9 protein-coding genes are annotated in these 12,316 nt (G+C 56.3%); 2 read left to right on the top strand and 7 right to left on the bottom strand.

What is annotated here, in order from left to right; all coding sequences use genetic code 11:
* Nucleotides 1-263: 263 nt before the first annotated feature.
* From NKH12_RS28125 to NKH12_RS28135, 3 genes are all read right to left on the bottom strand, one after another.
* Nucleotides 264-1,229, bottom strand: coding sequence for a glycosyltransferase family 2 protein (locus tag NKH12_RS28125; RefSeq protein WP_352956127.1), 966 nt, complete (start codon nucleotides 1,227-1,229; stop codon nucleotides 264-266).
* Nucleotides 1,226-2,506, bottom strand: a complete 1,281-nt coding sequence (locus NKH12_RS28130) for an O-antigen ligase family protein (protein WP_352956128.1) — start codon at nucleotides 2,504-2,506, stop codon at nucleotides 1,226-1,228. The genes NKH12_RS28125 and NKH12_RS28130 overlap by 4 nt, the downstream gene beginning before the upstream one ends.
* 243 nt (nucleotides 2,507-2,749) lie before the next feature.
* Nucleotides 2,750-4,804: a hypothetical protein gene (locus NKH12_RS28135; protein WP_352956129.1), complete on the bottom strand. Its 2,055-nt coding sequence runs from the start codon at nucleotides 4,802-4,804 to the stop codon at nucleotides 2,750-2,752.
* A gap of 153 nt (nucleotides 4,805-4,957) precedes the next feature.
* Here NKH12_RS28135 and NKH12_RS28140 point away from each other — a divergent pair, with 153 nt between their 5' ends.
* On the top strand, nucleotides 4,958-5,809 hold the full coding sequence (locus NKH12_RS28140; protein ID WP_352956130.1) for a sulfotransferase: 852 nt from the start codon (nucleotides 4,958-4,960) through the stop codon (nucleotides 5,807-5,809).
* A gap of 197 nt (nucleotides 5,810-6,006) precedes the next feature.
* On the opposite strand, the gene NKH12_RS28145 is transcribed toward NKH12_RS28140, so the two are convergent.
* From NKH12_RS28145 to NKH12_RS28160, 4 genes are all read right to left on the bottom strand, one after another.
* Nucleotides 6,007-7,503 (bottom strand): lipopolysaccharide biosynthesis protein, encoded by a 1,497-nt coding sequence (locus NKH12_RS28145; protein WP_352956131.1) that lies wholly within the window; start codon nucleotides 7,501-7,503, stop codon nucleotides 6,007-6,009.
* 335 nt (nucleotides 7,504-7,838) lie between these two features.
* A complete protein-coding gene (locus NKH12_RS28150; protein ID WP_352956132.1) occupies nucleotides 7,839-9,068 on the bottom strand; it encodes a glycosyltransferase in 1,230 nt (409 codons plus the stop codon).
* On the bottom strand, nucleotides 9,065-9,301 hold the full coding sequence (locus tag NKH12_RS28155) for a hypothetical protein (RefSeq protein ID WP_352956133.1): 237 nt from the start codon (nucleotides 9,299-9,301) through the stop codon (nucleotides 9,065-9,067). Before NKH12_RS28155 ends, NKH12_RS28150 begins: the two co-directional genes overlap by 4 nt.
* A complete protein-coding gene (locus NKH12_RS28160) occupies nucleotides 9,298-10,548 on the bottom strand; it encodes a glycosyltransferase (RefSeq protein WP_352956134.1) in 1,251 nt (416 codons plus the stop codon). The genes NKH12_RS28155 and NKH12_RS28160 overlap by 4 nt, the downstream gene beginning before the upstream one ends.
* A gap of 438 nt (nucleotides 10,549-10,986) precedes the next feature.
* Here NKH12_RS28160 and NKH12_RS28165 point away from each other — a divergent pair, with 438 nt between their 5' ends.
* On the top strand, nucleotides 10,987-12,084 hold the full coding sequence (locus NKH12_RS28165) for a polysaccharide pyruvyl transferase family protein (RefSeq protein ID WP_352956135.1): 1,098 nt from the start codon (nucleotides 10,987-10,989) through the stop codon (nucleotides 12,082-12,084).
* Nucleotides 12,085-12,316: the final 232 nt, after the last annotated feature.

Below are 12,316 nucleotides of genomic sequence, written 5' to 3' on the forward strand. Positions count from 1 at the left end.
TAAGCTCTGAAATCGTCATGTGTCGAAGCCCTCAAAGGCTCCGAACATCGTCCTTCACGCCGATCACCGAAAGGTGCCGTCGGGACATCGCTTACAATATACTGCCATGGATGGTGCGTTCTTGGCCCGCCTCCGGGGACGGAAGGCAGCGATCGATGCTGCATCGACAATGTGGCTTCAACGCCGTCGGTTGCAGAACGCGGTGGAATCAAAATCCGGCGAGTGCTGCCGCCTTCATCGCGCGAAGCGGGAAGCCAGCATCATTAAGATCCGTCAGCAAAGCCTTTGCGAAAGGCGCGGTAGAACAATAGCTTGGCTGCACGGCGCACCTGCGGATCCATGCCCCTCGGCAGGGCGCAAAGAAAAAAGTAAACGTACACCCGCCATGACAATGGATCGTGCCACATCGCGCGAATGAGCAAGCGCGCTCCGCGTTTCATTTCGCCTTGAGCCACGCAATCATTGCCCGCCTTTGCGCACAAACGCGCGTTGCGCCGACGAGCGAGGTGCGCAAGTTCCGGCCGTCGCATGGCCCAATCTCGCGTGAGGCCTTCGCCTACCGGCAGAAGCGCGTCGAGTCTGCGGGTTATGTTTGAGCCATGGCGCCGTTTATAGACGAGTGCTCCGGCTACATGTTGAAATGTCCAACGCTCGGCTGCGCGCAAACAAAACTCTGTATCCTCTCCAACCCCGAATGCCTCGTTGAATAACCCGATATCTTCGACCATCTCCCGCCGCATAACCACACTGGAAGGAATAATAGGCCCATCAAGAAGAAAATATGTCCGCAGTGTATCGCATTGGTCCGCGCGATAGCGGCGCACGGCGACGTGTAGAGCATCGGACAGATCCGGAGCGGAAAAATCGACAAAATCGCCATAGACAAGACCTGCCTTGCAGCCATTGCCCAAGACGGCTAATTGACGCTCAAGCTTGTCCTCGGCCCAGAAGTCATCGCCGTCGAGAATTGCAATAAGATCGCCGGCAGCATGTCTGATCGCAAGATTCCTCGCCGATGAAAGTCCGATACCCGCCGTCGTCAGGACATGTAGGCGCGGCTCCCTGCTACCCAGCGATGCAATCGCTTCCGACGAGCCGTCCTTCGAGCCATCATTGACAATTATGACCTCTTTGATGTGACTCGACGCGGTCTGATTAATCACGCTTTCCACTGCCTGCACGATGAAGCGTTCTTCATTGTGACATGTCATGATAACCGAAACACTCATCTCGCGTTTCCTGGCAAGGGGCTCGCGAGAAATCGAGGATGTCTCATGCCCCTGGGGTGGCTCCTCCGCATCCTGTGTAATGATAGGCAAAGCCCGTGCCGCGTCAATTCAGGCAGGAGCGAGACAAGACTCAGCGTAACGAAAGCTCGTGTGCCGGAGGCTTCTGTTCCAACGTAAAAGGCGCAAGGAACAAGGAGCACGAGGGGCAGAAGCCGTGCCTGGACCGCTCCGATCAATCCGTGAGAAAGCGCCCAGCTTAGAGTACGGCTTAAGCGAAACCATGCTGCAATCCATATGAGAAAATATAGGCTGAGCCCAATGATGCCGTTCTCGGTGAGGATACGTTGAAACTCGCCATGTATCCCAAGCTGCAACTCGTCAGGAAGTGCGCTGAAATCCGTCTCGATAATATTCTTGAATTGGTTCGTACCCACGCCCATCAGTGGATATTCGGAGATGAGTTGTCTGGACAGCGTGAAAGCAAACGCGCGCTGTACATTGCTCGGGGTGTCTCCGGGGGCAAATTTCCCCTTCGCGATCAGATATTCGTATTGCCCCATGCTCAGCGGATCGAGAATGGTCTGCATTTGCTTCTCGACATAGGCGTTATTGATCGTGGTCGACAGCACGAAAAGTGCCACGAAGCCAGCGGCGATCGCTGGCACCATCGCAGCGAGCCGTCCGCGCATCAGAAGCGCGGCGGTCAGAAAGACATAGATCAAAAACGCCTTGCGTTCCCCGGATAGCACGAGCAGGGGAAGTATCCCCGCCCATACCAACCAAAGGGCGCGCCGCTTGCCCCGGTTGACGAAGAGGAGGAGCCCTGCGAGCGCAATTGGAAGGAAGGTGAACGCGAGTCTCGGATCGACCAGATGCTTCCAACCGACCAAGTAGCCATGGGCGACATGCCAGGTGATCGTATAGGCGAGGATCAGCACCATGCCGAAAAGCAAGATGTTGACGGCCTTCTGCGTCTCGAGCCATCTAGCCTCCTGTGCGATGGCGAACGCAAAGGCGCCCACAGTGGACATCTGCAACAGCTCGCGGAGGCCGTTCTCTGCGTCCACGCTGAAGGCCGAGACCATATGCCAGCCCAAGAAGGGCAGGAGCAGTAGAAAACCGGCTGAAAAAGCCAAATTTCGCCAACGCCCCGTCGCCAGGCCAAAAAAGAGCATCAGCAATGCGATCAGCTCGAACGGACGCAGCAATACAAGACCCGTCTCGAGCCTGATTGGCAGGAAGAGGCTCAGTATCGCGAATGTGAGGAGATAACGCATCACAGCCCCCTCGCGGCGCGATATCCTTTTAGCACGTTCTCTTTCCCGGAAACAGAACTTGTTGGATGTATCAATGCCAGCCCGCGGAGAAACACTTCACGCTGCTCTGTGGCAGTCGCAAATCGAAGAGGTTTCCACCTGTTGGGAAAACTCACCCTCCTCGGCTGCGGGGAGGCTTACTGGTGGCAGAGCTCTTCAGCAGTCCGACGAGAACGCATCCTGGTGTCGCGCAGTCGATACGTTCTAGCCGACGGTCTCGCTCTCCGGGGTCCAGGCTTCTGGCTGGTCGAGCACAGAAACCGCGCGAACATGGCAGCGAATCTTATGCCCGACATCCCGCGAGCTGAGCTCATAGCTTGTGCCGGTTTCGCCCACGATCGGAACGCCGTCACGATACCATAGACATTCTATTTGCGACGCAATAACGTTCGGCACGACGGTCAGCGCCTGGCCCGGCGAAGCCCGGCCCGAGAAGGCCGGCAATGCGCTGAAGGCCGTCGGGACCCTGGCCAGTTCCGTTTCCGTCTGCCGGACCCTTATATAGTCAATCACCATGTCATACGTCTGCGACGGGTCCGGTTGAGCGCGCCCCTTTTTTTTATCGTAAGCGAAATCCACGATGATGTATTTTTTTACTGCGAGTTCCGGTGTCGTCGGAACGCGCGCCACTTCATAGCCGTCGATCACGAAATAAGTATAATCATCTTCGATCTGCGCGTACCAAGTATGAAATTCGCCATCGTATACGTCGATCGTGCTGGGAAAACCACTTGATGGATCGACTTGATAGCCGGCGATTTTCCGGCGCACGTCACGTGGCGTGATATGTGGATCTGCATAGCCGAGCCTGGGTTTGTGCACGTGCTGGCTGATGTTGATATAGGCCCCATTGAGACCGTCATATTCCCAAAAGTCCGTCTCAAGACGATTGCGCGTCCGCCAGAATAGATGCTCCTTCCCATACGCCCAGAAAGCAGGGAAAAATCCAGGGCGGGGCGCGAGTATCTTCGGCAGTCTGGCGCGGATCTCAAAGATCCCCTTTCCCCAACACCGCCCTTGGCCATTGTTGTTCACGGAAGAGAACGCACCTGTTCTCCAACGGCCCTTATGCAAGAGCCGGAGCGCCAGCGTGTGGCTGGTGGCGTCGTGCACATAGGAGGAGGGCGACGCCGAGATCGGCGGGGTAGCGGCGTCAACACCAACGGTCGTCAGATGGGTCGGCGCATACCAGATGCTGCTTTGCGCGCCTGTGGAATTATCGACAACCGAGTTGGATTCGAAGTCGTCAAAAAAAACCGTTGTGTAAGCGCGGATCGGGGGCGCCGCCTCACCACGATGAGCATATCGCTCATCGCCGATGGCTGCCCAGGACGCCCACGAGGCTGCATCGAACGCATAACGTTCCGGTTTGTCGTTCGCATCCACAGCTGAAGGAGGGCTCTGGCGATAGGGATGATCGCCGGGCAGGGCGGATTGCCGGCCGACGCGCCACATGCCCCATCCCATTAGCCTGTCGATCTGGGAGTCATTTAGTTCGCTTTGTCCGATGATGACGCAGTCGATCGCGACATCGGCCCTCATCGGATTGTTCACATCGCCCATGAAGCTCTGCGATTTCATCCGGTTGGGTGCCAATGCATAAATCGTCTGGCCGGCCGTCTTGACCCCATTCACCATGGCCTGCATCACTAATCCGCGGCGGTACCCGACCATGACATTCCAGTCGCCAAAATCCGTCGAGCATAGCCCTTCCTCGCTCTTGAGCTTGCCGTCATGGAGCCGCGAAACGAATGTGCCGGCCGAGGGCTTGAAACAGACCTGGGGCTGGCGATGCACCGGGCCACCCTCCGCGCCATTGACGCAAAGAACGGAAACGTTATTCGCGTCGGCGTTGACTGCCGAATTGCACCGGGCGATCACCAACCACCAGCGGTGAAGATACGGGGCATCATTATCGGCAGGCCAAGTCAATGCCTGTTTCGTGCCCTTCTTGAAGAGAACGCCGCCGTTATTCGGAAGCTTTGTCGGGCGCAGGGAGGGCTCGGCTTGCATCGCAGCCACCGGCTTCACGCCGCCCGATTGCCACGAGGAGACTTCGCCTTCGGCCAGATCCTCCTGAAACCAGGATTTTACAATCATTTCCGGGAACAGACCAGGATGCCAGGAGTGAGCGTTCGGCTGCGAGCCTTGCGCCGGACCGGCGGCGCGAGCGTCCCGTCCCAGGCGACCGGATGCCGTCAGCACAAGGGCGGCGCATGCGGCCCGCGCCAGGTCCCGGCGAGAAAGTTGGTTGGTCATTGTCGTGTGCCAATAATTGCTGGTTTCGGGATGTGACCTCTTAATATCGCGCTTCTCCTCACAAGCTCCGCAGCATATCATAGCTTTCGGTTTAGCCTTTCAACGACAGCCAGGGAAAGTGTGTCGCGCCTGATGCTATAACGGAGAAAGCAGATGCAGACCGCCGACAGGATCGGTGCTTCGCCTCTCACTAGGCCGGGCAAGGCTCTTCCGCCCAATGCACTTCTATTGAATTGCTTTGGCCGAGGTGGGTCAAGCATTGTCTGGAATATCATCGGCAGTTCGCCGGATGTGTTGATGCCAAAGTACGAATGGCATGTGGGAGTGTTCGGACGCTTCCACAAGCTGCGCAAGGCTGCGTGCCATATTGGCGGGGCCGTCAACTGGGCATCTGTTCCCGTCTTTTGGCGGCATATGCGCGCAGCGACTGCCGAGACCGTCCTCTCTGGGGAGCGCAACGAAAAGGCCCAAGCACGCTACGTCGTTTTGAAGGTGATGGACTACTACATCGCATTCGACGACGCGATTGCGCGCGGCTTTATGGAAGCGCGGAACCTTGTGCTTACGCGGCATCCATTGCCGATGTGCGAAGGGCTGATACGCAGCGGTCTCAGCGAGGCGAGCGCGATCAAATGGTACAATGATGTGACTAGCCTGATGTTCAAAGCCTCGAGGAAGCGTGATGCGCTATCGCTTCGATTCGAGGATTTGATCCAATCACCGGATGCGTTTGTTAGAAGCCTTTACGACGCGCTCGGCATAGCGGCAGCGGAGGACGGAAAGATCAGGTTTAAGGTTAAATCATTTGGGACGGCGCGAAAGGCAAACGCAGACGCCGCAACTGGCGAAAAGCTGCGGATAAAATTGGACGAAGCATCCGATCACATCGCATCAGACGTCAACACGCGAGCGGTTGCCCGCCTCGATCGTTCAGCACGACAGCGGATTTGGGAAAGCACCCGCGCAACCGCGGAATTGTTCGATTATGGAGGTGATAATTTCTGACTTTGTGCGGTTAACGGCTTGGAGGAGCAGCCGTTCCGGTGAGAGAAAACGGCAATCGCCTCCTCGTCAAGGAAAGGAGGCCAACCGTCTCAAGGCCGCCGACTGTGTCTCCAATCCCCGTACTTATGATGTGATCGCGCACCCCAAATCGTCGGATGGGCAGTCGGAGAGGCGCCGAGTGTGCAGGGTATCGTTGGCTATGCAAATCTAATCCATTTCGTTTTCTTGGATGTTAGGGTCTGCAAGACTTCCGCACCATGTTTTCCGAAGAGTAGCGACGCTCTCAGATAGACAGTGACAACGGACAATGTACCTATAACGAGAAGTCCGGTCGCGAGCACAAGATAGTCGGGCGATCCGGCAAGCAGCATTTTGACCGCCGAGCCGGTGGCGAACACCACAGCGGCGAATGCGACAGGCGGCGCATGGACGAGCGCGAAATCCAGAGCTGATAATGCCGTCATCCGACAAGTCATCGCCGCATAGAGGAAGAAACTCGTCGCAATGGCGCCGGACACTGAAAAGGCCACTGCGTTCACGCCATAGGGCGCCGAGAAGAACGCGAATGAAGCGACAAGGGCCATGTAAATGATCTGCATGGAGGCCGTTCGGTAACTTTGGCCCGTCGCAAGCGTCACGGCTGCACACACTCTATAACCCACGCGGAAATAAATTACTGCAGAGAATATGATAATGGGAGCGACGGCATCCATCCATTTCTGGCCGAGGATTGTCAGAACAATCTCTTTTGCGAAACAACATAGAAATGCGCTAGTCGGTAGAGCAAGCGCCGCCGTCAAAGCATACCCCTTGAGCTGAGCGCTGCATAGCCTGGCCTTGTCGTGATGAACCTTCGACAGAAGTGGGAAAACGACGCTCTTGTTCAGATTGCCGAACAGATTTGCTGGCATAGCAATCAGATAATACGCTCGCGAGTAAATGCCCAGTTCTGCAGTGCCGATCAACCGCGCGACAATGACATTATCGATATATTTGGCGGTGACGGATGATATACCAGCCAGCGAATAGCCTAGGCTCTGTCTGCGGATATCGCGATAGGACTGCATGTCGAAACTGGGCCTCACGAGATAGTCCCTGGCGATGAAGAAATAGATGCTGGCCAGGATCAATGCCTCGGCCATATACGCGACCACCAAGGCCCAATAGCTGAGTCCAAAGTAGGCGAGCGGAATGGCAAGGCCGACATGGGAAGCAATCCAAGCGACCAGACTCGCCGTGGAGGATATTCTGAATTTCAGGTGCCGCGACAAAATAGCCTCGGCTGTCAGATTGAACGCGTTCGCGACCATCATCACCGCAAGGAGTCGCGAAATAAGGACCAACTCCGGCACATGAAGGAAATCGGCAATCTGCGGTGCAAACACCCATTGAAGCAAGCCGAGAATGGCAGCGATTATCATGGACAAGAAAACTACGGTTCCGATATGGCGCTCGTCGACGTCCCGTCGCTGGACCAGGACTTGCGACATGCCGAGATTGGCAATGTTATTGCCGACGGCTGCGATGATCAGCGCAACGCCGGCAACGCCGTACTCCTGTGGGGAAAGCAGGCGCGCGAGAACGGCCGTGACCAGGACATTCAAAAAGATTCGGACCAGCAATGTGGCACCCGACCACGAGAGGCCGTTGGCTGCCCTTCGTGTCAGGTTTTTATGTCCAGTTACCTCGTCCAAGTTGACCTGCTCCGGACTGTCCAATTGGACTGCCACGCTTCAGTGCATGCAAGCGTGCTCCAACCTCATGAGCTATTTTCTCGCCCAAGGCCTCGCGGGGTGGATCCCCAGGCGCTCACCTTTTTCTCCATCGCTTCATAACCTAAGTCATTATCGCAGCGGATACTGCCGCATCCAGGGCACTTTTCCCTGGCCACGAAGCTCAGCTTTTCGCGAAGTCGACCGTCATGGCTAATTACTGGCCTCTTTGCTGCGTTGTAGGCGATCAAGAATCTCGTTCAGCGCCGCTCTCCGGCATCAATAGTCATTGCCTGGGCCGGCTTCGAGGTTGCTCCTTAATCACCTATCGCCTCACGATCTGGGTGGCCGTGTCCCACAAGAGTGGCATACAACCTCATTTGCCGTGTTGCGACGCTTTCCATGCTGAATCGCGCAGTGACTGTTTGTACTGCGCGCCGCGCCATCTCATCGCGCTCGGCTTCCGATAGGCCGAGCGCGCGACGAAGGAGTCCGCAATACTCCACCTGCGAGCGAGCCAAGAAGCCGCTGCGTTCATGCTCCACAACGTCGGACGCACCGCTGACATCGGTGATGATAGGGACCACGCCGCAACTCATGGCCTCGAGCAGTGCGTTTGACATGCCTTCCGACGCCGAGGTGGAAAGATAGAAATCAGCCTCCCACAGAAAGGGAAACACATCTTCGACCGCCCCGGCGAATGTGACCTTGCCGGAAAGGCCCAACCGGGCCGCCTGTTCCTCGAGAGGGACGCGGCACTGGCCATCGCCCAGGATGGCGAGTTGCGCCTTTGCGTCGGCGGGAAGTGCCGCGAACGCATCGATCATGTGCTCGACGCATTTTTCCGGATCGAGACGGCCAAGGCAGATAAAGCGTCGGCTGCCATCGGCGCTCGTGTCGCGGTGCGGCTTGCGGGGCAGATCGATCCCATTCGGAATCATATGAATGCGATCTGCGTCGATGCCGTGTCTCTTCAGATCATTAGCGATTTGGCGGCTATTGGCCATGAACGCCGTGACGTGACGTCTAATCAAGGCGGACGCCCAGCGACCGATGATCTTCTTTTCGCGCACAACGTCGAGATCGAAACACCGTCCGCCCCGGGCCAATTTTGCGAGAACCGGTTTGCGCAGGACGGCTCCTGCCAATGCCGCCGGAACAGCGTGAAGTCGGGCATGGATGATATGTACGACATCGAATTCGTCGCGACGGCGCAGCATCCAGATCAAAACCTGGACACACCACGACAGGAACGACAGCATATGGCGCCCGCCCAAATACGGAGCCGCGCGCAAACGAAGGCGATGGATAGGGACCCCGTCGACGGCGGACCGTTTCGGGGTCGAGTGCGACAGTCTGGGTGCCAAAATGGTTGCGGAAACGCCGCTTTCAACCAGCGCCCGAGCAAATCGCCGCGCCTGTTGTTCGCCGCCGCCATATGACTCAGGAAAATAGGTTGGGAGCACGAGCAGAACACGTATGCTGGGAAGAGCTTCGGCTCGCGGGGTCTTCGTCGGATAAGCGGAGGCAACTTCTGCTTCAATCATATCAATCCGCCGGATAGCGTTCCTGGAGCCAAGGCGGCCACCAAGATTACAACCCCGTCCCATGTGCAAAAAAGAAGATGCCTCTTTGGCATCTCACTGCCTTTCAGCGCATCGATCCCCTTGTCGTCCAGATCGACGCCCTCCACGTCATCTCCGAAATCGGCAAAGTTTGCACCGCTCACCAATCCGGCAAGCTGCCCGATCACCGTCAAACCATAGGCTGCACCGTTCACCGCGGAAGCGCCACATTTCGGACAGGAGGTGTTGTTGACACTCCCTTGGCTGCCCGATGCTGGTCAAGAGCCTCCCGGTAAATGGCATCGGTCCGCTTGCCCACCAGCTTGACGTCCCAGTTCGAAAGATCCGTCGCCGCTGCGGCACCTTGGGCGAGGCAGGCCAGTCTTGCACGATCCTCCAGGAGGGCAGCAATGGCGTCGGCCATGGCTGCCAAATCATCCGGGGGTGTAATCACACCGTTGATACCAGGGCGGAGCACTTCACGAAGACCTGGCAGATCGCAAGCGACGCAAGGCTTACCACCGGCGAGATATTGCATGACCACGCGGGGCAATCCCTCCCGCATGGAACAGAGCAGGCAGAGATCCGCGAGCGCGATCAGCCGCTCGGGGTCGTCCCGATAGCCGGTAAAGACCACTTGCCGCTCGAGCCCAAGCCGCTTGGCCCGCGATTCCACGGTCGAGCGAAGCGGCCCGTCGCCCGCGAGCACAAGCACCGCGTCGTGTAACCGGGCGGCGACTTTGTTGAAAGCGCCCAGAAATTCCGTGTGTCGCTTGCGTGGCTCGAAAGCCGCGATCATCAAGAGCACGGGCGGGCGCGGCGCGTCCGGGGTCAAGCGCAACAAATTGCGCCAACCGTCGGGCGGAGCGGCGTTGCGAAAACGATCGAGATCGAATCCGGATTGGACGACATAATGTTTATCTGGATGTCCCACTCCTGCGCTCAAGCATAAGTCGCGGATGCCCTCGCTCACACTGATGAACGCGCTGGTGATCGGCGCTGCCAGCCTTTCCAAGGCGAGATAAGCAAACCGCTCGGCGACGCCGACATTGACAAAAGGCACGATATGCACGCCATGAACGATCGCTGGAACCCCCGCCGCCCATGCGGCGAGACGCCCGAGAATGCCTGCCTTGCTGGTATGCGTATGCACGATGTCGGCATTCAAGGCGCGGAATCTCCGGGTGAGAGCCAACAATGCCCTCAGGTCGGAGACAGGCGAAATGGACCGAGTCAGGCCCGGGACGCCAATGAGTTCCACCCGCGGGTCCACTTTAGCTATGATTTCCGGCTGGACCGTCTCGCCATGCAGCAGGACAACATCATGCCCTCTTTGCGCGGCCCAATTGCAGGAATGGACAGTATTCTCATCAGCACCGCCATTGATGAGACGGGTGATGACATGAGCGATACGCAGTCGACGCCCCAACTCAATCTTGCCTTCCGCACCCTGTACTTTCATATCGCCGCACCGATCGCGCTGAATTTATCCGTTGGGTGCGTTCCCAAGCCCAGCCGCGCTTTTGGTCCATGTGTCCCGATATCAGTGCTGCTGCATTGGAGTGACATGCCACGCCCCGGTGGGTGCATGCCGCATGGAGATGAACCCCGAGTCCTACGTGTGCCCTTCCTTTTTTGGGCCAGCACTTGCAGTCCGTAAGGAGGGTTATTCCAACGGCTTCCAGTCGATCAGATCTAACTTGTTGGATTTAAACGTCTCAGAGAACTGCCGCTGTTACCCCGGGCACAGCGGAGTGATTTTTTTTGGTATACCTTGTACCAATACTTCTGCCCTATCGCGTGTGCGCGAAATTCGGATCGGAACCAGACTCGTTCAAAAAAGTAGTCGCTCCCCGTTCGCGCATAAGCCCGAGCGCCGAGCACTTCAGAGGAGCGCAGCATGACGCCGGTTCTCCGGGTCGGGATATTTGGCTTTTACAGCTATCAGAATCTCGGCGACAATGTCATGGCCTATCTTTTTTCCAAGTGTGTAAAAGATGAAGGGCATGATCCAATAGTTTATGCTAAGCGGCGCTCCGACAAAATGGATTGGGGTTTTAAGATATGCTCTGATGTCAAAGAATTTGTCGAGTCTGTCGATGTAGTTATATTTGGGGGAGGCGGACTCCTTATCCCGAGGCGGCAACCTTCCGAAGTTGTACAGGATTTCAACGATGATCTTGGACTTATTCTAGAATACACTAAAAAAAAATCTATCAAGCTATTTGCATTTTCCATAGGAGGCTCAGGAAAAGACATCGATGAAATTGTACCCGTTGCACGCCAAGAACTTATAAGGCGCCTAAACTATGTAACACTGAGAAATCGCGAGGATCTAAAACTCCTTGCACAAGCGAACACCGAAGGCGAGTTCTTGGATGACGTCGTATGGACGACCTCCCGCAGAATTTCTGGAAGTAGATATGACAAAGGGCGCTCGCGTCTACGTGTGGGGCTCAATATCTACCTTGGTTCGTCCCGTCGGTCTCGGTTGGCAAAACGCATACTGCAGATTGTAACACGAATTCGCAAAGATATTGATTTCATTTTCTATGAAATCAATCCAAAAAAAGATGGGCATTTCGGAGCATTTTGCGCCAACCTGACACAAGATAATTGCAGCAGCAAAATTTTAACTGACGTGGAAGATGCATGTGGCGAGGCGTCTTCGCTTGATCTGCTGATTACCACTCGACTGCACTTTGGTGTAATTGCAATGAGCTACGGCGTGCCATGTATTGCATATTCGGGAGCGGAGAAAACAAGACTCTTGTACAAGCGTATCAACCGATCCTCTTTTTTCTGGAGAATCGGGGATATTCACAAGCTGCTTTTTCTGTTTCTGTTTCCAGGCGCCATACAAAAGATCGTACGCGACGGTAGCGAGGTTATTAACCCCGTGATTGTAGAAAATGCGATGCAACACTACACACGGCTGTCACGGTCGCTTGAAGGGGTACTCGGAGCTTCTTCCCGGTCGGTGCATCATCTGCAATAAGGCTCTTTGCCTCGAGCGCATCGATCATGTTGCTCGGATCGAGGCGGCCAAGGCAGATAGAGCGTCGGCTGCCATCGGCGTTCGGTTCGCGGCGCGGCTTGTGGGGCAGATCGATCCCATTCGGAATCGGCTTCCAATCTTAGTGTCTGAATCAAAACGACTGGTGCAATTTCAAGGTCTTGCGAGGCGACGCGTGAGCAGGCGGATGTGGGCGATGAAGACCCAGGCTTCG

This window comes from Mesorhizobium sp. M1322, from assembly GCF_040318085.1.
In the GTDB taxonomy this organism is placed as follows: domain Bacteria; phylum Pseudomonadota; class Alphaproteobacteria; order Rhizobiales; family Rhizobiaceae; genus Mesorhizobium.